This window comes from Pantoea osteomyelitidis (assembly GCF_044342975.1).
In the GTDB taxonomy this organism is placed as follows: domain Bacteria; phylum Pseudomonadota; class Gammaproteobacteria; order Enterobacterales; family Enterobacteriaceae; genus Pantoea; species Pantoea osteomyelitidis.
On sequence record NZ_JBGFSN010000004.1, the window covers coordinates 1,761,047 to 1,781,313 of the forward strand.

At 55.7% G+C, this 20,267-nt stretch carries 16 protein-coding genes and 1 pseudogene; 2 read left to right on the forward strand and 15 right to left on the reverse strand.

Annotated elements, in window-relative coordinates:
• Window positions 1-39 precede the first annotated feature (39 nt).
• The 15 genes and pseudogenes from ABU178_RS13220 to lrhA all read right to left on the reverse strand — a co-directional run bounded on the left by ABU178_RS13220 (window position 40) and on the right by lrhA (window position 17,395).
• Window positions 40-510, reverse strand: coding sequence for a GNAT family N-acetyltransferase (locus ABU178_RS13220; RefSeq protein WP_397215521.1), 471 nt, complete (start codon window positions 508-510; stop codon window positions 40-42).
• Window positions 511-643: 133 nt separating this feature from the next.
• Entirely contained in the window at window positions 644-2,101 is a 1,458-nt protein-coding gene (nuoN, locus tag ABU178_RS13225; RefSeq protein ID WP_397215523.1) for an NADH-quinone oxidoreductase subunit NuoN, read from the reverse strand.
• A 6-nt stretch (window positions 2,102-2,107) separates the two neighbouring features.
• Window positions 2,108-3,628 carry an NADH-quinone oxidoreductase subunit M gene (gene nuoM, locus ABU178_RS13230; RefSeq protein WP_397215525.1) on the reverse strand — a complete coding sequence of 507 codons (1,521 nt, stop codon included), beginning with the start codon at window positions 3,626-3,628 and terminating at the stop codon, window positions 2,108-2,110.
• A gap of 208 nt (window positions 3,629-3,836) precedes the next feature.
• Window positions 3,837-5,672: an NADH-quinone oxidoreductase subunit L gene (nuoL, locus tag ABU178_RS13235; RefSeq protein ID WP_397215527.1), complete on the reverse strand. Its 1,836-nt coding sequence runs from the start codon at window positions 5,670-5,672 to the stop codon at window positions 3,837-3,839.
• Entirely contained in the window at window positions 5,669-5,971 is a 303-nt protein-coding gene (gene nuoK, locus ABU178_RS13240; protein WP_397215529.1) for an NADH-quinone oxidoreductase subunit NuoK, read from the reverse strand. Before nuoK ends, nuoL begins: the two co-directional genes overlap by 4 nt.
• Window positions 5,968-6,522, reverse strand: coding sequence for an NADH-quinone oxidoreductase subunit J (gene nuoJ, locus ABU178_RS13245; RefSeq protein WP_397215531.1), 555 nt, complete (start codon window positions 6,520-6,522; stop codon window positions 5,968-5,970). Before nuoJ ends, nuoK begins: the two co-directional genes overlap by 4 nt.
• Before the next feature lie 10 nt (window positions 6,523-6,532).
• Complete coding sequence (nuoI, locus tag ABU178_RS13250) at window positions 6,533-7,075, reverse strand: NADH-quinone oxidoreductase subunit NuoI (protein ID WP_397215532.1); 543 nt, start codon at window positions 7,073-7,075, stop codon at window positions 6,533-6,535.
• 13 nt (window positions 7,076-7,088) lie between these two features.
• Window positions 7,089-8,066, reverse strand: a complete 978-nt coding sequence (gene nuoH, locus ABU178_RS13255) for an NADH-quinone oxidoreductase subunit NuoH (RefSeq protein WP_397215535.1) — start codon at window positions 8,064-8,066, stop codon at window positions 7,089-7,091.
• Complete coding sequence (gene nuoG / locus ABU178_RS13260) at window positions 8,063-10,786, reverse strand: NADH-quinone oxidoreductase subunit NuoG (RefSeq protein ID WP_397215537.1); 2,724 nt, start codon at window positions 10,784-10,786, stop codon at window positions 8,063-8,065. The genes nuoH and nuoG overlap by 4 nt, the downstream gene beginning before the upstream one ends.
• A 116-nt stretch (window positions 10,787-10,902) precedes the next feature.
• Window positions 10,903-12,243, reverse strand: a complete 1,341-nt coding sequence (gene nuoF / locus ABU178_RS13265; protein WP_397215805.1) for an NADH-quinone oxidoreductase subunit NuoF — start codon at window positions 12,241-12,243, stop codon at window positions 10,903-10,905.
• 2 nt (window positions 12,244-12,245) lie between these two features.
• On the reverse strand, window positions 12,246-12,761 hold the full coding sequence (gene nuoE, locus ABU178_RS13270) for an NADH-quinone oxidoreductase subunit NuoE (protein ID WP_397215539.1): 516 nt from the start codon (window positions 12,759-12,761) through the stop codon (window positions 12,246-12,248).
• 2 nt (window positions 12,762-12,763) lie between these two features.
• Window positions 12,764-14,577 (reverse strand): annotated as a pseudogene (gene nuoC, locus ABU178_RS13275) (NADH-quinone oxidoreductase subunit C/D).
• A gap of 102 nt (window positions 14,578-14,679) precedes the next feature.
• Window positions 14,680-15,357: a NuoB/complex I 20 kDa subunit family protein gene (locus ABU178_RS13280; protein ID WP_397215541.1), complete on the reverse strand. Its 678-nt coding sequence runs from the start codon at window positions 15,355-15,357 to the stop codon at window positions 14,680-14,682.
• 15 nt (window positions 15,358-15,372) lie between these two features.
• On the reverse strand, window positions 15,373-15,810 hold the full coding sequence (locus tag ABU178_RS13285) for an NADH-quinone oxidoreductase subunit A (RefSeq protein ID WP_397215543.1): 438 nt from the start codon (window positions 15,808-15,810) through the stop codon (window positions 15,373-15,375).
• Between the two features lie 661 nt (window positions 15,811-16,471).
• Window positions 16,472-17,395, reverse strand: a complete 924-nt coding sequence (gene lrhA, locus ABU178_RS13290) for a transcriptional regulator LrhA (protein ID WP_007889314.1) — start codon at window positions 17,393-17,395, stop codon at window positions 16,472-16,474.
• Window positions 17,396-18,371: 976 nt separating this feature from the next.
• Here lrhA and ABU178_RS13295 point away from each other — a divergent pair.
• Together ABU178_RS13295 and yfbR are read left to right on the forward strand one after the other, a co-directional pair.
• Window positions 18,372-19,589, forward strand: coding sequence for a pyridoxal phosphate-dependent aminotransferase (locus tag ABU178_RS13295; protein ID WP_397215546.1), 1,218 nt, complete (start codon window positions 18,372-18,374; stop codon window positions 19,587-19,589).
• 71 nt (window positions 19,590-19,660) lie between these two features.
• Complete coding sequence (gene yfbR / locus ABU178_RS13300) at window positions 19,661-20,260, forward strand: 5'-deoxynucleotidase (protein WP_397215548.1); 600 nt, start codon at window positions 19,661-19,663, stop codon at window positions 20,258-20,260.
• The last annotated feature ends 7 nt before the right edge of the window (window positions 20,261-20,267 follow it).

The following is a 20,267-nucleotide window of genomic DNA, read 5'->3' on the forward strand; positions in this document are numbered from 1 at the left end:
CTGCGCGGATTAATTTTCAGGCTGTGACGGGAGTGACGCTTACAACCAGGCCGTTTCGGCGCTACGCACCATGGCGATATGCGGAATATCATCTTCCAGGTAGATATCGCCCTGCGCCCGGAAGCCCAGCTTTTGATAGAAAGATTGCAGATGCGCCTGTGCTGAAATGTAAACATCATGCTGCGGCCAGTGCTGCGCGCAGCTCATCAGCGCCTGCTCCATCAGCCGGTAACCGAGATTCAGACCGCGCGCATCCGGCGAAACCACTACGCGGCCGATAGCAACCGGCTCATCCGCACTGGCTGGCGTCAGGATACGCGCGCAGGCAATCAGCGCGCCCTGCTTCCAGCCGAGAATATGACGGTTTTCGCCCTGTAAATCGCGTCCATCAAGATCCTGATAGGGGCAGTTTTGCTCGACGATAAACACCGCATTCCGCAGCGCCAGCAGGTTATAAAGCGTCTGCATATCCAGTTCAGGGTGAGACAAGTCTTGCCAGCTGATTTCCATGTTTTCCTCCTGTGATACCTCTGTGCGCACAATCCTAAACAGGTTCTCTGTGGTTTGACAATCAGCGTTTTGTTTCAAGCAAAGGTAAAAAAAATCAGGCCCGTGGGCCTGATTCGTTTTATCGATACGCTGATTACATCAGCGGCTGTGCCATCTGCACCAGGTGGATAAGCGGTTGCGGATAGATACCCAGCACCAGCACCAGAATAGCGGAGATCAGCACCACCACGCCGCCTGCCGTAAAGGCCCAGTTAGCGGGCGTATCACGGGTATAGCGCTCTGGCGGGCTGAGGTAGAGGCTGACGGTAACACGCAGATAGTAGTAAAGACCGATGGCGCTGCCCACCACCACGGCGGCGGTCAGCCACCAGAGATCGGCATTCACACCAGAGGCGATAACGTAGAACTTACCGATAAAGCCCAGCGTCATCGGAATACCTGCCAGCGAAAGCATCATGATGGTCATCGCCGCCGAGAAAATCGGACGGTGCCAGAACAGGCCGCGATAAGAGTAGAGCGAATCGGCATCGGGACCACGGTACGGGCTGGACATCAGGCTGACCACGCCGAAGGCGCCCAGGCTGCTGAACAGATAACCGGCCAGATAGACGCCTGCGGTCTCCAGCGACAGCTGATGGGTTTTCACCGCAATCAGCGCCACCATCAGATAACCGAGATGGGCGATAGAGGAGTAACCCAGCAGACGCTTGATGTTGCTCTGAGAAATCGCCATCAGGTTGCCGAACAAAATGGAGACGAAGGCGATCAGGCCCAGCACAGTGCGTACCGCTTCGCTGTCGGTCACCGGCGCGTACATAAACAGACGCATCACCACGGCAAAGATAGCGATCTTGCTGGCGGTTGCCAGGAAGGTCGAAACCGGCGCGGGCGCGCCCTGATACACGTCCGGCGTCCAGAGGTGGAACGGCACCAGCGACAGTTTAAAGCCCAGGCCGATAATCAGCATGCCCAGCCCGACCAGCAGCAGCGGCTGCTGAATCACATTGTCGTTGAGACTCTGACCCAGCTGGACAAAGCTCAGGTTGCCGGAATCCGCATAGATCAGCGCGATACCAAACAGCAGGAACGATGAGGCCGCCGCTGACAGAATGGTATATTTAAGCGCTGCCTCCAGCGAACGTTTCTGGCGAAAGGCGTAGCCGATCATCCCGAACAGCGGCAGCGACAGCAGCTCGATACCGATAAACAGCGAGGCGAGATGGTTTGCGCAGGCCAACACTACGCCGCCCATTGCGGCAATCAGCACCAGCAGGTAGAACTCATCGGTGTTGTCCGGGAAGTCCGTGAGCCACGGATAGGCAAAGGTACAGGTTGCCAGGCTCGCCAGCATTACCAGCCCGATGTAAAACATCGAGTAGCCATCAACGCGCAGCAGCGGCGTCACGTCCATCGGGTCAACCTGACCCACAAAGTAAAGCGACAGCAGCGCCAGGTTCAGACCAATTACCGTCAGCGTGGCGTTAACGAAGTGGTTGCGTCGCCACGCAATGGACAGCATCACAACCACCACCGTCAATCCGACGATCAACAGTGGCAGCAACGCGATCAATTGTTGAGGAGTTATTGTCATGGCGAATTACGGCCTTGTAGTTGAAATTGAAGCGGTAAACCACTGCTGAATATTACTCATTGCAGCATGTGAGGTATCCAGAATCGGCTGCGGGTAGATGCCCAACAGCACCAGCAGAACCACCAGCACCATGATAATCATGAACTCACGCGCCGACATACCCGGCAGCGGATCCTGTGATTTAGGCGTTCCGTAGTAGGCACGCTGCATCATAATCAGCGAGTAAACCGAGGCGAAAACCAGACCGAAGGTGCCCACCACAATAATCACCGGCACCACCTGGAAGCTGCCGGTCAGGATCATAAACTCACCGGCAAAGTTACCGGTGCCCGGCATCCCCAGGTTTGCCACCGCAAAGAACAGCGACAGGCCCGGAATCCATTTGATGCGTGACCAGAGGCCGCCCATCTGACGCATGTCGCGCGTATGCAGTCGCTCATAGAGCTGACCGCACAGGATAAACAGTGCGGCGGCCGAGAGACCGTGCGCGATCATCTGCACCACCGCGCCCTGGAACGCCAGCTGGCTGCCGGTATAAATGGCGATCAGCACAAAGCCCATATGGGAGACAGAGGTGTAGGCGATAAGGCGTTTGATATCGGTCTGCGCAAAGGCCATCCACGCGCCGTAGAAAATCCCGAGCACGCCGAGCCACATGGCCACAGGAGCGAACTCTGCGGAGGCGTTAGGGAACAGCGGCAGGCTGAAGCGCAGCAGACCATAAGCGGCGGTTTTCAACAAAATCCCGGCGAGGTCAACGGAACCCGCCGTCGGCGCCTGGCTGTGCGCATCCGGCAGCCAGCCGTGCAGCGGCACCACCGGCATTTTCACCGCAAACGCCACGAAGAAGCCGAGCATCAGCAGAAACTCAACGGTACGCGACATCGGCGTTTTCAACAGTTCTTCATAGTTGAAGGTCCAGACGCCGGTGGCATTGTAATGGACAAACACCAGCCCGAGAATGGCGATCAACATGACCAGGCCTGAGGACTGGGTATAGATAAAAAACTTGGTAGCGGCAGTGATACGCGTTTTACCGTCAGAAGCTTTGTGACCCCAGAGCGCGATGAGGAAGTACATCGGCACCAGCATCATTTCCCAGAAGAAGAAGAACAGGAACATGTCGATGGCAAGAAACACGCCGATCACGCCGCCGAGGATCCACATCAGGTTGAGGTGGAAAAAGCCCTGATATTTTTCAATCTCGTTCCAGGAACAGAGCACCGCCATCAGGCCGAGCAGACCGGTCAGCACCACCATCAGCAGCGACAAACCATCCAGCGCCAGATGGAAATGGATGCCGAAACGCGGGATCCATGGCACCGAGAAGGTCGATTGCCACTGCGGCACGCCCGCCGCCTGCGTCAAGGTATAGCCTCCCTGCAACCAGAGCTGCAGTGAAAGCGCCAGGGTTAACCCCATAGTGATCAGCGCGATCCAGCGCGGCGTTTTAACGCCAAAACGCTCAACCAGCCAGCAGAGCAGGCCACCGACAAAGGGGATTATGATTAGCCACGGTAATAGCACTGAGGTATTTCCCTTATGTGTCCCTTTTATGAGCTATCTTACTTGCCAGTTTCGTTGCCAGCAGTGCTCGCAATCCTCACGTACTTCAGTACGCTCCGGTTGCTGCGCGCTGGCGGCAACGAAACTGGCTGCGCCGATGACGCTCATTACTCAGGCAATTTTTACTTGTCCGATGGGATGAAAGAAACTCTCACCCCGCTCATCAACCTTAAACCACCAGCATCAGCGCCAGCACCACCACAGCGCCCACGCTCATCGACGCCACATACCAGCGCAGATAGCCGTTTTCACTTACCACCAGACCTTTGTTGGCGACACGTGAAATCAGCGCCGGCAGGTTCAGCAGCGAATTGAGCGGATCGCGATGTAACAACCAGGCGATACCGAGGTAAGGTTTAACGAAGACTTTGTCGTAGAGCCAGTCAAAGCCCCAGGCGGCAAACCACCAGGTGCCGAAGAAACGGCCCGGCGCGCTGTTCGCCACGCTGCTCACCAGCTGGCGTTTGCCCAGCCAGAGTGCCGCTGCAATCAGAATGCCGGCCAGCGCCACCACGCCTGAAGCGATCTCCAGCCCCACCTTGCCCGCTTCGCCCGGCTCGCTTTGCGGCAGTACGCCAGCGAGCGGCGGCGTAATCAGCGCGCCGATAAAGGTCGACAGCACCAGCAGCACAATCAGCGGCAGATGATGAGTAATGCCTTTACCCGCATGAGCATGAATCTGCTCTTTGCCGTGGAACACGATAAAGATCATGCGGAAGGTATAAATAGAGGTCAGGAACGCCCCCACCAGACCGGCCACCATCAGATTGATGTGTCCGTTAGCCAATGCGCCGAACAGAATTTCATCTTTACTGTAGAACCCGGCGGTCACCAGCGGCAGCGCGGCCAGCGCGGCGCCGCCCACCAGGAAGCAGGCATAGACCAGCGGAATGCTTTTACGCAGGCCGCCCATCTTGAAGATGTTCTGCTCATGGTGACAGGCCAGAATCACGGAGCCGGAAGAAAGGAACAGCAGCGCTTTAAAGAAGGCGTGCGTCATCAGGTGGAAAATCGCCGCGTCCCACGCCTGCACGCCCAGCGCCAGGAACATATAGCCGATCTGACTCATGGTGGAGTAGGCCAGCACGCGTTTGATATCGGTTTGCACCAGAGCGGCAAAACCGGCCAGCACCAGGGTAATCGCCCCGACAATCCCGACCAGATGCAGCACGTCCGGCGTCAGCAGGAACAGACCGTGAGTACGCGCGATGAGATAAACGCCCGCGGTCACCATGGTCGCCGCATGGATCAGCGCTGAAACCGGCGTCGGGCCAGCCATCGCGTCCGCCAGCCAGGTTTGTAACGGCAGCTGAGCCGATTTACCCACCGCGCCGCCAAGCAGCATCAGCGTCGCCCACTGCAGCATGTGGTTATCAGCGGCAAAGTGCGTCGGCGCCAGCGCCATCATTTCGTGGAAGTTCAGCGTGCCCAGCTCGTTATAAAGAATGAACAGCGCGAACGCCAGGAAGACGTCGCCGACACGGGTGATGATGAAAGCTTTCATCGCCGCTTTGCCGTTATCCGGATTGGAATAGTAGAAACCAATCAGCAGATAAGAGCAGAGGCCTACCCCTTCCCAGCCCAGATACATCAACATCAGGTTATCGGCCAGCACCAGAACAACCATGCTGGCGATAAACAGGTTGGTATAGGCGAAGAAGCGCGAATAGCCCTCTTCCCCACGCATATACCAGCTGGCGAACATGTGAATCAGGAAGCCCACGCCGGTAACTACAGACAGCATGGTCAGCGACAGGCCATCCAGCGTCAGATTCACTTTGATATCAAAGTTGCCGACATGCATCCAGGTCCAGAGCGCCTGGTTAAACACTTGCTGGCCGTTGTTGAAGAAGTCGAGGCCGACCCAGACGGTAACCAGCGCCGCCAGGCCCACCGAGCCCATCCCCACCGCTGCCGAGAGGTTCTCCGACCAGCGTCCACGGGAAAACGCCAACAGCAGATAGCCGATCAGCGGAAATAATATGGTTAAGTAGAGAAGATTCATCCGCGCATCTCGCTCACTATGTCAATGTTCAGCGTCTGACGACGACGATGGAGCTGGAGCAGCAGCGCCAGACCGATACTGGCTTCTGCGGCCGCAAGGCTGATTGCCAGGATATACATTACCTGACCGTCGGCCTGTCCCCAGTAGCTGCCTGCCACCACCAGCGCCAGCGCCGCGGCGTTGATCATGATTTCCAGACCGATCAGCATAAACAGCAGGTTGCGGCGCAACACCAGCGATGTCAGCCCGAGGACAAACAGCACTGCGGCCAGAATTAACCCATGTTGTAAAGGGATCATGCCTGCTCCTCCTTATTGGCTTGCGCGGCATCAGAGACGCGATTGTTCAGCACCTCGCCACGACGCTCTTCACGTCCGATGTGGAACGCGACCACCAGCCCCGCCAGCAGCAGCATAGATGCCAGCTCCACGGCCAGAACATAGGGACCAAACAGGCTGATGCCGACCGCTTTCGCGTCGATCACCGTGCCGTCGATACCCCGATCGTTAGCGGTCATGATCGCGTAAATCATCACCAGCAGCAGCAGCAGCGAAACGATGCCCGGACCGATCCAGAGGGAAGGATGCAGCCACTGACGCTCCTGAGCCTCCGCAGATTTACCCAGGTTGAGCATCATCACCACGAAAACAAACAGCACCATAATGGCGCCTGCGTACACGATGATCTCCAGCGCCCCGGCAAAATAGGCGCCGAGCGAGAAGAACACGCCGGCGATCGAGAGCAGCGAGACGATCAGGTACAGCAGCGCATGTACCGGGTTAGTGTGGGTAATGACGCGCAAGGTCGTCAGCACCGTCACCAGACCGCAAAGATAAAACGCAAATTCCATGCCTGGCTCCTTAAGGTAACAAGCCTTTGACGTCGATAGGTTTGGCTTCGTTTTCCGCGTCGCCTTTGTCTTTCCCTTCGATCGCCAATCCTGCCATGCGGTAGAAGTTATATTCCGGGTATTTGCCCGGACCGGAAATCAGCAGGTCATCCTTCTCATATACCAGATCCTGACGCTTAAACTCACCCATCTCAAAATCCGGGGTCAGCTGAATGGCGGTCGTCGGGCAGGCTTCTTCGCACATACCGCAAAAAATGCAGCGCGAGAAGTTAATGCGGAAGAATTCCGGATACCAGCGGCCATCTTTAGTCTCCGCCTTTTGCAGCGAAATACAGCTCACCGGACAGGCTACCGCGCAGAGGTTACAGGCTACGCAGCGCTCTTCGCCGTCCGGATCGCGCGTCAGCACGATACGGCCACGCCAGCGCGGCGGCAGGTAAACCGGCTCTTCCGGGTACATTTGCGTTTCGCGTTTGGCGAAGGCGTGGCTGCCGATCATCAAGATGCTGCGAACCGTGGTCCCGAAACCAACGATAATCTCTTTCAATGTCATTTCGTTAAACCCCTTACTGCGCGTTGTACAGAATCACTGCGGCAGTTGCCAGCAGGTTCAACAGCGTCAACGGCAGACAAACTTTCCAGCCGAACGACATCACCTGGTCATAGCGTGGACGCGGAAGCGCAGCACGAATCAGGATAAACATCATCATAAAGAACGCCGTTTTAAGCGCGAACCAGATGAACGGCGGCAGCCACGGACCGTGCCAGCCACCGAAAAACAGGGTGACGATCAGCGCTGAAACGGTGGTAATCGCAACATACTCACCCACAAAGAACAGGCCGAATTTCATACCGGCATATTCGATGTGGTAACCGTCCGCCAGTTCCTGCTCCGCTTCCGGCTGGTCAAATGGATGACGGTGACACACCGCGACCCCGGCGATACAGAACGTCAGGAAGCCAAAGAACTGCGGGATGATGTTCCACAGGTGAGCCTGGCTATTGACGATGTCGTTCATATTGAACGAACCCGCCTGCGCCACCACGCCCATCAGCGACAGCCCGAGAAACACTTCATAGCTCAGGGTTTGCGCCGAGGCGCGCATCGCTCCCAATAGCGAGTACTTGTTGTTGCTCGACCAGCCAGCGAACAGCACCGCATAGACCGCCAGACCCGCCATCATCAAGAAAAACAGCAGCCCGATGTTGAGATCGGTCACCATCCAGGTGGGGGAGACCGGCACGATGGCGAACGCCAGCAGCAGGGAAACAAAGGCGATAACCGGCGCCAGGGTAAAGATAGCGCGATCGGCAAAGTGGGGAACCCAGTCTTCCTTGAAGAACATTTTGATCATGTCCGCAGCCAGCTGCAGCGAGCCGCCCCAGCCGACCCGGTTCGGCCCGTAACGGTTCTGGAACAGGCCGAGCAGACGACGCTCGGCAAAACTCATAAAGGCGCCGCAGGCCACCACCACCAGCAGGATGACGATCGCCTTCAGGATACCCAGCAGAATTTCAATAACGTCCGGTGTCAACCAGCTCATTGCGCCGCCTCCTGCAGTTTGTCAATTTGAGCGCCGGAGAGGAAAGGCGGAACGCCCGGCATACCGAGCGGCAGACCCACCTGCCCTGCCTGCAATGCGCTGGAAAAGCGTACCGGCAGACGCAGCGTTTCACCGGAGCAGGTAAACTCCACGGACGCGCCGTTGTTTACGCCCAGTCTGGCGGCATCGTTCGGGTTGATCACCAACATCGGCTGCGGCATACGCTGCTGGAAAACTGGCGAGCGCTGCGACATCTCTTCACTGCCAAACAGCTGGTAGTAAGGAGCGACGCGCCAGCCTTCGTTACTGGTAAAGGCATCGGGCACGCGAGTAAACCACTCAAGCTGGCCGTTACCGCGCTCAAACAGACGCACGCCCGGATCGCCGTTACGCAGCTTACCGCCCACTTCATCCTGGAACTTGTTCCACGCCTGCGGGGAGTTCCAGCCTGGCGCCCAGGCAAACGGAATTTGCGACCGCGGCGCGCCTGGCTGGTTGTTGCCTTCCATCGAGAAGGCGAACATGCTGTCCTGATCTTTGGGCTGACGCGGTTCGTGCACGCTGATATTCGCGCGCGCCGCGGTACGTCCGCTGGAACGGTGCGGCGAGCGCGCCAGTTTCTGACCGCGAATGCGGAAGCTGGCGTCAGGCGCAGCCTCCTTGATGCCTTTCAGCTGCGGCAGCGCAGTAATCACCGCATCGATGACATGATCAAGCTGCGTCCAGTCCACCTCACGGCTTTCTACCATGCTGTGCACCGAATGCAGCCAACGCCAGCTTTCCAGCATTACAATGCTGTGGTCGTAATAGGAAGGATCGTAAACCTGGAAGAAGCGCTGGGCGCGTCCTTCATGGTTGATCGAAGTGCCATCGCTTTCGGCAAAGCTGGCGGTAGAGAGGATCAGCCCCGCTTTCTCCAGCGTCGCGGTACGTTGATGATCGACAACAATCACGTTGGCGGTGTTTGCCAGCGCCGCATCGATCTGCGTTCTTGGCGCATGGCGATAAAGATCGTTCTCTAACACCACCAGCGCATCGGCCTCGCCGCGGCGCAACTGCTCCAGGGCGTCATCAAGGGTATTGCCGCCCATCAGGCCCAAACCCACGCTGTTGGCATGGGACGCGAGCAGCGTGATGCCTACGTCGGTGCCGCGTGCTTTCAGCGCTCTGGCGACGTTGGCAGCCGCTTCGATCATCGCGCTGCTGCCTGAATGGGTGCCGGAAATAATCAGCGGCTTTTTCGCCCCTGCCAGCGCCTGCACCACCACGTCCAGCTTGCTTTCCAGGCTGCGCTCAAGGCCCGTAACCGCTGGCGCGCTTTCATCCAGCGCATGGGCAATGGCAAAGCCGAGACGCGCCTGATCTTCAACCGGCGCCCGATAGCTCCAGGCAGCGATATCATCGAGCCGGGTTTCATCGACGTTGGTGACGAATAGCGGATGTTTAGCGTGCTGGCCAATGTTGAGGATCGCGGCGATCTGCCAGTCGGCCACTTTTTGCGCCGCTGCCATTTCACGCGCTTTGCCTTTGACCGCCTGACGCACCGAGAGCGCGACGCGCGCGCCGACCTGCGTCAGATCTTCGCCCAGCACCAACACCGCATCGTAGCTTTCAATCTCACGCAGCGACGGGGTATAAATGCCGCCTTCACGCAGCACTTTCAGCATCAGCTCAAGCCGCGCCTGCTCACCCGCCGGCATGCCGGTGGAGAAATTTCCCGCGCCTACCAGTTCACGCAGGGCGAAGTTGCTTTCAATACTGGCGCGCGGCGAACCGATACCGATCACCTTTTTCGCCTGGCGCAACACGTCCGCCGCCACATTAACCGCCTGCTCGGCGTTAATCGTGATCCAATCGTTGCCGCGTCGCTGCATCGGATGACGTGGGCGATCGGCGCGGTTGACGTAGCCGTAGCCAAAGCGGCCGCGGTCACAGAGGAAATAGTGGTTAACCGTACCGTTGTAGCGGTTCTCAATGCGGCGCAGTTCGCCATAACGTTCACCCGGACTGGTGTTGCAGCCGACGCTGCACTGCTGGCAGATGCTCGGCGCGAACTGCATGTCCCATTTACGGTTGTAACGTTCGGAGTGGGTTTTATCGGTAAATACGCCGGTCGGGCAAATCTCGACCAGGTTGCCGGAAAATTCGCTCTCCAGCGTGCCCTCTTCCTGACGACCAAAATAGATGTTGTCATGGGCGCCATAAACGCCGAGATCTTTGCCGTCGGCATAATCTTTGTAGTAACGCACGCAGCGATAGCAGGCGATGCAGCGGTTCATCTCGTGAGAGATAAAGGGACCGAGATCCTGATTGCGATGGGTGCGCTTGGTAAAGCGGTAGCGGCGGAAGCTGTGGCCGGTCATCACCGTCATATCCTGCAGATGACAGTTGCCGCCCTCTTCACAGACTGGACAGTCGTGTGGATGGTTGGTCATCAGCCACTCCACCACGCTCTCACGAAACTCTTTCGCTTCGCCGTCATCAATGGAGATAAAGGTGCCGTCAGAGGCCGGCGTCATGCAGGACATGACGAGACGGCCGCGGGTATCTTCGGCATTCTGGAATTGCTTTACCGCGCACTGGCGGCAGGCTCCCACGCTTCCCAGCGCCGGATGCCAGCAAAAATAGGGAATATCAAGCCCGAGAGAGAGACACGCCTGCAACAGGTTGTCCGCTCCATCCACCTGATATTCTTTACCGTCTACATGGATTGTAGCCATAGTGAACATGCTTCCGTAAGGCTCGTATCGCTACGAGCGTTAATCATAATTCCTGGTATTGCCACGCCGTGGCGCCCGTAAAGCGGGGGAACGGCTCTGTTCCCTCTGCGCGACGATTACCAGCGCGCCTTCAGCAGGTTCGGCTGGATACCGCCGATCGCGTGCGTATTGCCAAACACCTGCGGCGCAATGCCAGCCTCAAACTCTTCACGGAAATATTTGATCGCGCTTTGCAGCGGCTCGACCGCGCCGGGTGCGTGAGCACAAAAGGTTTTGCCCGGACCGAGCTGGCGACAGAGCTGCTGCAGCGTTTCGATATCGCCCGGCTGACCTTTGCCCTCTTCCAGCGCGCGCAAGATTTTTACGCTCCACGGCAGGCCGTCGCGACACGGCGTACACCAGCCGCAGGATTCACGGGCAAAAAACTCTTCCAGGTTGCGCACCAGCGATACCATGTTGATCTCGTGATCGACCGCCATCGCCAGCGCCGTGCCAAGACGGCTGCCCGCTTTACCGATGCTGGCAAACTCCATCGGCAGGTCGAGATGCTGCTCGGTCAGGAAATCGGTGCCCGCGCCGCCCGGCTGCCAGGCTTTGAAGCGCAGACCGTCGCGCATGCCGCCAGCATAATCCTCAAGGATTTCACGCGCGGTAATACCAAAAGGCAGCTCCCAGACGCCGGGGTTTTTCACGCGGCCGGAGAAGCCCATCATTTTGGTGCCGGCATCGTCGCTTTTCGACAGCCCTTTGTACCACTCCACGCCGTTCGCCAGAATGGACGGCACGTTCGACAGCGTTTCCACGTTATTAACACAAGTGGGTTTACCCCATGCGCCAGCCGAAGCGGGGAACGGCGGCTTGGAACGTGGGTTGGCGCGACGGCCTTCCAGCGAGTTGATCAGCGCCGTTTCTTCGCCGCAGATGTAGCGGCCTGCGCCGGTATGCACAATCAGCTCGAAGTCGAAGCCGGTGCCAAGAATGTTTTTGCCAATAAAGCCCGCTTCGGTGGCTTCCGCAATGGCGCGACGCAGATTCACCGCCGCCTCGATATATTCGCCGCGCAGGAAGATATAGCCGCGATACGCCTTCAGCGCGAAGGCGCTGATCAGCATCCCTTCCACCAGCTGGTGCGGCATCTGTTCCATCAGCAAACGGTCTTTATAGGTGCCCGGCTCCATCTCATCGGCGTTACACAGCAGGTAACGGATGTTCATGGATTCATCTTTCGGCATCAGGCTCCACTTCAGACCGGTGGAGAAGCCTGCGCCGCCGCGTCCTTTCAGACCGGAATCTTTCACCAGCGCCACGATCTCATCGGGAGCCAGTGACTTCAGCGCTTTTTCCGCGCCCGCGTAACCCTGTTTGCTGCGGTACTCGTCAATCCAGACCGGCTGCTGGTCATCGCGCATACGCCAGGTCAGCGGATGGGTTTCGGCAGTACGAATGATCTGTTTGATTGTCATTGATACTGCTCCAGTAAAGTGGCGATGCCGTCCGGTGTCAGATGCACATGGGTATCGTCATCCACCATCATGGTTGGGCCTTTGTCACAGTTGCCAAGGCAGCAGGTCGGCAGCAGCGTGAAGCGTCCGTCGGTGGTGGTCTGACCCGGCCGGATGTTCAGATTCTTTTCCAGCGCCGCCTGAATGCCCTGATAACCGGTGATATGACAGACCACGCTGTCGCAGTAGCGAATCACATGGCGGCCTACCGGCTGACGGAAAATCTGGCTATAGAAAGTGGCTACGCCTTCCACATCGCTGGCGGGAATATCCAGCACCTCAGCAATGGCGTGAATCGCGCCATCCGGCACCCAGCCGCGCTGCTTCTGCACGATCTTCAACGCCTCGATAGAGGCGGCGCGTGCATCTTCGTAATGATGTTTTTCGTGCTCGATAGCGTGGCGCTCTTCCTCGCTCAGCACGAAGACCTCGTTAGGGTCAATCGTTTGAATGGCAATTTTTTGATCGTGCATAATTAGCGGTCCACGTCTGACATAACAAAATCGATACTACCGAGGTAAACGATCAGGTCGGATACCAGGCTGCCACGTATCACCGAGGGAATCTGCTGAAGATGCGGAAAACTCGGCGTACGGATGCGGGTGCGGTAGCTCATGGTGCTGCCGTCGCTGGTCAGGTAGTAGCTGTTGATTCCTTTGGTCGCCTCGATCATCTGGAAAGATTCGTTAGCCGGCATTACCGGGCCCCACGAGACCTGCAGGAAGTGGGTAATCAGGGTTTCGATGTGCTGCAGCGTACGCTCTTTCGGCGGCGGCGTGGTCAGCGGATGATCCGCTTTGAACGGGCCTTCCGGCATATTGTTCAGGCACTGCTCCAGAATGCGCAGCGACTGCCACATCTCTTCCATTTTCAGCATCACGCGGCTGTAAGCATCACTGATGCCGTCGCCCACCGGGATTTCAAACTCGAAATTTTCATAGCCGGAGTAAGGACGCCATTTACGCACGTCGAAGTCGATGCCAGTGGCGCGCAAACCGGCGCCAGTGGTGCCCCAGGCGAGCGCCTCTTCCAGGTTATAGGCGGCGATCCCTTTGGAGCGTCCCACCAGTACGCTGTTGCGCAGCGCCGCTTTGTCATACTCTTTCAGGCGCTTCGGCATCCAGTCGAGGAATTCACGCAGCAGACGCTCCCAGCCTCGCGGCAGGTCGTGCGCCACGCCGCCGATGCGGAACCAGGCCGGGTGCATGCGGAAGCCGGTGATCGCTTCCACCAGATCGTAAATCTTCTGGCGATCGGTAAAGGCAAAGAATACCGGCGTCATGGCGCCGACGTCCTGAATAAAGGTGGAGATATAGAGCAGATGGCTGTTAATGCGGAACAGCTCGGAAAGCATTACGCGAATCACATTTACGCGATCCGGCACGACGATCCCCGCCAGCTTCTCCACCGCCAGAACGTAAGGCATTTCATTAACGCAGCCGCCAAGGTATTCCACGCGATCGGTGTAGGGAATGTAGCTGTGCCATGACTGGCGTTCGCCCATCTTCTCTGCGCCGCGATGGTGGTAACCAATATCAGGCACGCAGTCGACGATCTCTTCGCCATCCAGCTGCAAAATAATACGGAAAGCGCCGTGCGCCGAGGGGTGGTTCGGCCCCAGGTTGAGGAACATAAAGTCCTCGTTCTCGGTGCCGCGCTTCATGCCCCACTCTTCCGGCTTAAAGGTCAGCGCTTCCATCTCCAGATCTTCCTTTTGCTTCGTCAGCGTAAAGGGATCGAATTCAGTGGCGCGCGCCGGGTAATCTTTGCGCAGCGGATGTCCTTCCCAGGTGGGCGGCATCATGATGCGCGTCAAGTGAGGATGGCCGTCAAAGGTGATGCCGAACATCTCCCAGGTTTCACGCTCATACCAGTTGGCGTTCGGCCAGATTTTGGTGAAGGTGGGCAGATGCAGATCGTTTTCAGAGAGCGCCACCTTCAGCATGATGTCGCGGTTACGCTCAATCGACAGCAGATGATAGAAAACGGAAAAATCCGCAGCGGGCAGACCGGCGCGGTTGGTGCGCAAACGCTCGTCCATGCCATGCAGGTCGTAAAGCATCACATAGGGTTTGGGCAACTTGCGCAGAAAGGCGCCCACTTCCAGCAGTTGTTCACGCTTAACCCATACCACCGGAATCCCGGTGCGGGTAGCCTGAACGGTAAAGGCATCCGGCTCAAAACGGTTACGCAGTTCGCCAATCACCGGATCGTCCAGGTGGTCCCGGGTTTGCCATGCTGGCTGAGCGAGATCGTGCGTGGTTAAATCTGTCATACGTTATTCACCATTCCGGCCTGAAATCAGGCGCTCACGAGAAGGCGTCAGGATGGAGCCGCGCATTAAATTGTGATGTTGTGCTGCGGGCACAAACCCATCCATAAACGGTTAGCTTAAATTTCGTCCGGCGTGCGCAGGTTAGTGACCGCGATGCGCTCTCCGCGCTTCCTGTCACGCTCTGACTGCATGTTGGCGCGATAAACGCCCTGATCGCCGACAACCCAGGAAAGCGGACGACGCTCTTTGCCGATGGATTCCTGCAACAGCAGCAGCGCCTGCATATAAGCTTCGGGACGCGGCGGGCAGCCCGGAATGTAAACGTCTACCGGCAGGAACTTATCCACGCCCTGCACCACGGAATAGATGTCATACATGCCGCCGGAATTGGCGCAGGCGCCCATTGAGATCACCCACTTCGGCTCCAGCATCTGGTCATACAAACGCTGAATAACCGGCGCCATTTTGGTAAAGGGCGTTCCGGCGATCACCATGAAGTCAGCCTGGCGGGGGGAAGCACGCATCACCTCGGCACCAAAACGGGCCACATCGTGCACCGCAGTAAAGGAGGTGGTCATCTCCACATAGCAACAAGAAAGGCCGAAGTTATACGGCCAGAGAGAGTTTTTGCGTCCCCAGTTCACCATGTCGTGCAGAGCGTTTTCGAGCTTGCCCATATAGACGCTGCGATGAACATGCTGCTCAAGAGGATCGCTGACGAGTTCCTGCTTCTGCAGGGGATAACGGTCGTTCTCACCACCGTTCGGGTCTATGCGGGTGAGCGTATAGTCCATCTTAATGCCTCGCTATTACTGCTTATGAGGGTTGGTGTGACTAACCGTGTCGGTTTTAACCACTACACGACGACGTGCAGGAGCCCAGTCCAGCGCGCCGATGCGTACCAGATAAACCAGACCAGCCAGCAGCACCAAAATGAAAATCAAGGCTTCCACAAAGCCGACCCAGCCGCTTTCGCGGATTGAGGTCGACCATGCGTATAAAAAGAGGGCTTCGACGTCGAAGATAACGAAGAACATCGCAACCAGATAGAATTTCGCCGACAGGCGCATATGCGTGCTGCCGACCGGAGCGATACCTGATTCAAAAGGAGTATTTTTATGCCTTGCGCGCGCCCTGCCGCCTAAAAACCATCCACCGGCCAACATAAAAGCGCAAAGACCAAACGCGATAACAATAAAAACAACGAATGCCCAGTGGTGAGCGATTACTTCAGTGGCTGTTGACATACTCTTTGCTTACTCATCAAAAGTGGCGATGGCATCCTGCATTATTGCTGGCAGCAAACGCACCACAACGATTCAAGGGAAGGATAAAAAACCTTATAAACAGTGCTGTCATTAGCATTTAAGCAGCAATTTTATGGGGTTTTTTACTCCTTTCTATAACCTTTTGTCAACTTTGACAAAAGTATCCAAACATTATTTTACACGCGCAGCATTTTATTAACACATGGTGCGCAGATTATCAGCTAAATCGCTTCAGTCTGAATCGGAAAAATAAAGTGTAGCGGGTATTCATCTGCATGGATCGCGCATTTAACAAACATATTTTGACAGGTATTACCCTAATTTCCTTCCCCTTGGCAGGGGTATTTTCTTGATCCAGAACACACTTTTGCCCTTTTTGCCAAAAAAAACAGCAGTAGCAGGCAGGAGCAAGAGGTGCAAACCGCCAAAGACGGAAAATAAAATGTTGCGCGGGCGTAAAATGAAACGCGTTTCATTTTTCTTATACGCAGGATAGTGAAAGAGGATGAAAAAAGGAAAATATCGTCGGTAAAGTGCAATAAAAAAGCCTTTAACCCGTTTTATCAGGCTAAAGGCTTATTTTTGATAGTTTACAGGCCTGCATCCCATTCCGTCTGAGAATGAGATACACTTCAGCGGACTACTCTTCGTCGTCCAGCAGCAGAGTGCCGTCGGGATTGGCGCTCAGATTGTAAGGATCGTTGGTTGACTGCATGGCATTGAAAATCGCCAGCGCCAGCTCGTTATCGCTGTCCGGGTTACGACACAGCAGGTATTGCGTGTCAGGCAGTACCGGCAATCCTTCCGCTGCGCCCATAACGCGCAGTTCAGGACTCATCATCTCCACCGGCCGCGCCGTCACGCCAAGCCCCGCTTTTACCGCCGCGCGTACAGCCGCCAGCGTTGAAGCAACATAAGAGATGCGCCAGGGAATGCCAGCTTCGTTCAGATGGTCGATGGCCATATCGCGGTACGGGCTGGGTTCATCCAGCAGCACCAACGGAATGGCTTCGCCACGCTGAAAAATGTAGTCCGCTGCGCAATACCACAGCGTCGGCGATGTACGCAGCACCTGATGGGTAAAATTACCCGGACTGGAGGTCGTCACCACCAAATCCACCTCTCCCTGGTTCAACATTTCCATCATGAAGGGATTACGCTTAACGCGCACATCGATCGCCAGTTTGGGATAAACCGAGGTCACGCGGTTCAGCAGGAAAGGCAGGATGGTGTCAGACGTATCATCGGAAGCGCCGATCGTCAGTACGCCCTGAATATTGCTGTACATCAGTGAGGTACAGGCTTCATCATTAAAGCGCAAAATTTTTCTGGCATAGCCGAGAAGCTGAATCCCGTGCTCGGTCAACAATTTATTACGTCCATGTCTGGCAAACAGCTCTTTACCTACTAATTGCTCCAGACGCTGCATCTGTTGACTTACTGCCGACTGGGTTCTGCAGACCGCTGCAGCCGCAGCTGCAAAGGTATTCAAATCCGCAACGGCAACAAAGGTTCTCAGCAGATCGAGGTCGAGATTCAATATCGGACGATTTGCATTAGTCATGTTTTTTCTTCACTTATAAGTTTTTTTACAAACTACTACCCTGGTGTTATTACGCGGCTTATCAAAGTAATAAGCGGTAATGATGCCCGTTGCTCGCCTTGAGTAAAGCGAGCACGGAAAACTCTTTGTCAGACAGAGGCCGCAGGCACATTATCTGCGTCAGGCAACGTATGCGGCAACATAAACGGAAACAACTTCCGGACAAAAGGCGAAGGACGCGCTGGCGCGGAAAGCTGTGTTGTCGTCTCAGGTTCCGTCTGAAATAGCAAGCCGGAACAAAGTGGGTGAAAGACCCAGACTACCATGATGCGTAGCGTTAAACTGCATCAAATAATAAATTATACTTAATCATTTTTAGGTTCAAAATGGAAATGGTTTTCTTGCAACCATCGTAATTTTTGACCAAACAGATCTATCAACGCATCCTGCCACATTGTCGTCTATTTTTTAAGCCCTCCAGGTTCCTAAACTCGACAAGAATCCCTGAAGCTACTGTTAAAATGCCATTTATCACGGTTTAACTGGCCCTTTCCTGGGTTAATTACAAGACCATTCTCAACCGCTGTTACGCTAATGAGAATAAAGTGCAATTAGACCATCCTGCAGACCATTGCACAGCGCAGATTATTTTTCATACATCTATCAAATAACATTTAACTATTTCAGGTATCATCAGGTTTATGACATCAGGAGTTACAAATTAAAAATTTCTCATTCCCGATCCCCTTCTCTGGATAACTGGCTTTACAGTTCATAACAACCGTATACAGCATGAAATGTCGCTAAAATTTTATTTAATGGATTATTTATCCAATATAACCAGCTCGCTTTCGCAGTTATCCCAACTGGAGTGACAAAGAGTGACGAATACGCCAAAACTGATCCCCGCCCTTCATTTGTCAGTTTGAGGAGAGTACATTGTGCAGGTTTGATTTCTGCGGCAGGTAAAGGAATCCTGCCCGTTAAGGCGGTGGCGATGAATTTCCAAATTGATAAATCCGGTAAGCTTGACAACGTTTGTTATGACATTCGTGGTCCGGTATTGAAAGAGGCGAAGCGCCTCGAAGAAGAAGGCAATAAAGTTTTAAAGCTGAATATCGGCAATCCTGCGCCTTTTGGTTTTGAGGCGCCGGATGAGATTCTGGTCGATGTAATCCGCAACCTGCCCAGCGCGCAAGGCTACTGTGACTCCAAAGGGCTGTATAGCGCGCGTAAAGCAATTATGCAGCACTACCAGGCGCGTGATATGCGTGACGTCACGGTCGAAGACATCTATATCGGCAACGGCGTTTCCGAGCTGATCGTGCAGGCGATGCAGGCGTTGCTCAACAGCGGCGATGAGATGCTGGTGCCGGCGCCCGACTATCCGCTCTGGACAGCCGCCGTATCGCTTTCCAGCGGCAAAGCGGTGCATTATCTTTGCGATGAAGAAGCGGACTGGTTTCCCGATCTCGACGATATTCGCAGCAAGATCACCCCGCGCACCCGCGGTATTGTGATCATCAACCCGAACAATCCCACCGGGGCGGTCTATAGCAAAGAACTGCTGCTGGAAATCGTGGAAATTGCCCGTCAGCATAACCTGATCATCTTTGCCGATGAGATCTACGACAAGATCCTGTATGACGAGGCGCAGCATCATTCGATCGCCGCGCTGGCGCCGGATCTGCTGACGGTCACCTTTAACGGCCTGTCGAAAACCTATCGCGTAGCGGGTTTTCGTCAGGGCTGGATGGTGCTGAACGGGCCGAAGAAACATGCTAAAGGCTACATCGAAGGGCTGGAAATGCTCGCCTCGATGCGCCTGTGCGCCAACGTCCCTGCACAGCATGCGATTCAGACCGCGCTGGGCGGCTATCAAAGCATCAGCGAGTTTATCGCGCCGGGCGGGCGGCTTTATCAGCAGCGTCAGCGCGCGTGGGAGCTGATTAACGACATTCCGGGCGTGAGCTGCGTGAAGCCGCAAGGCGCGCTCTATATGTTCCCGCGTATCGATGCGAAAAAATTTAACATCCTTGATGACCAGAAAATGGTGCTGGATTTCCTGCTGCAGGAGAAAGTGCTGCTGGTTCAGGGCAGCGCCTTTAACTGGCCATGGCCGGATCATGTGCGTATCGTCACGCTGCCGCGCGTCGATGACCTTGAGATGGCGGTGAATAAGTTCGGTCGCTTCCTGCAAGGCTACCGTCAGTAATCGCGCACGCGTATACTGATCGCATTTCGGGGAAGGCTCTGCTTTCCCCGTCGTGCGAACAGGATACCTTCATGACCCAAAGCCACTTTTTCGCCCATTTGTCCCGTCTGAAACTGATCAACCGCTGGCCGCTGATGCGTAACGTGCGTACCGAGAATGTATCGGAGCACAGTTTACAGGTCGCGATGGTGGCCCACGCGCTGGCGATCATCAAAAACAAAAAGTTCAACGGCAGCCTGAATGCCGATCGTATCGCCATGCTAGCGCTTTATCACGATGCCAGTGAAGTGCTGACCGGCGATCTGCCTACTCCGGTAAAGTATTACAACGCGCAGATCGCTCACGAATATAAAAAGATCGAAAAGATCGCTCAACAGAAGCTGATCGCGATGCTGCCGCCAGAGTTGCAGGATGAATATCGCCCGTTGCTGGATGAACACCAGCATGGCGATCAGGAACAGGCTCTGGTCAAGCAGGCGGACGCGCTGTGCGCCTACCTGAAATGCCTGGAAGAGCTTTCTGCCGGAAACAATGAATTTGTCCTGGCGAAGGCACGGCTGGAAAAGACCCTGACGCAGCGCCGTTCCCCGGAGATGGATTATTTTATTGAGGTATTTATTCCCAGCTTCAGCCTGTCGCTGGATGAGATATCTCAGGATACGCCGTTATAAGCGGCGG

Excerpts from the sequence above, each read along its gene's own strand:
- ABU178_RS13220 (WP_397215521.1), bottom strand. The coding sequence starts at position 510 with ATGGAAATCAGCTGGCAAGACTTGTCTCACCCTGAACTGGATATGCAG.
- nuoL (WP_397215527.1), bottom strand. The coding sequence starts at position 5,672 with ATGAATCTTCTCTACTTAACCATATTATTTCCGCTGATCGGCTATCTG.
- ABU178_RS13295 (WP_397215546.1), top strand. The coding sequence starts at position 18,372 with ATGAATTTCCAAATTGATAAATCCGGTAAGCTTGACAACGTTTGTTAT.
- ABU178_RS13280 (WP_397215541.1), bottom strand. The coding sequence starts at position 15,357 with ATGGACTATACGCTCACCCGCATAGACCCGAACGGTGGTGAGAACGAC.
- nuoE (WP_397215539.1), bottom strand. The coding sequence starts at position 12,761 with ATGCACGATCAAAAAATTGCCATTCAAACGATTGACCCTAACGAGGTC.
- yfbR (WP_397215548.1), top strand. The coding sequence starts at position 19,661 with ATGACCCAAAGCCACTTTTTCGCCCATTTGTCCCGTCTGAAACTGATC.
- nuoJ (WP_397215531.1), bottom strand. The coding sequence starts at position 6,522 with ATGGAATTTGCGTTTTATCTTTGCGGTCTGGTGACGGTGCTGACGACC.
- lrhA (WP_007889314.1), bottom strand. The coding sequence starts at position 17,395 with ATGACTAATGCAAATCGTCCGATATTGAATCTCGACCTCGATCTGCTG.
- nuoG (WP_397215537.1), bottom strand. The coding sequence starts at position 10,786 with ATGGCTACAATCCATGTAGACGGTAAAGAATATCAGGTGGATGGAGCG.
- nuoK (WP_397215529.1), bottom strand. The coding sequence starts at position 5,971 with ATGATCCCTTTACAACATGGGTTAATTCTGGCCGCAGTGCTGTTTGTC.
- nuoH (WP_397215535.1), bottom strand. The coding sequence starts at position 8,066 with ATGAGCTGGTTGACACCGGACGTTATTGAAATTCTGCTGGGTATCCTG.
- nuoN (WP_397215523.1), bottom strand. The coding sequence starts at position 2,101 with ATGACAATAACTCCTCAACAATTGATCGCGTTGCTGCCACTGTTGATC.
- nuoI (WP_397215532.1), bottom strand. The coding sequence starts at position 7,075 with ATGACATTGAAAGAGATTATCGTTGGTTTCGGGACCACGGTTCGCAGC.
- ABU178_RS13285 (WP_397215543.1), bottom strand. The coding sequence starts at position 15,810 with ATGTCAACAGCCACTGAAGTAATCGCTCACCACTGGGCATTCGTTGTT.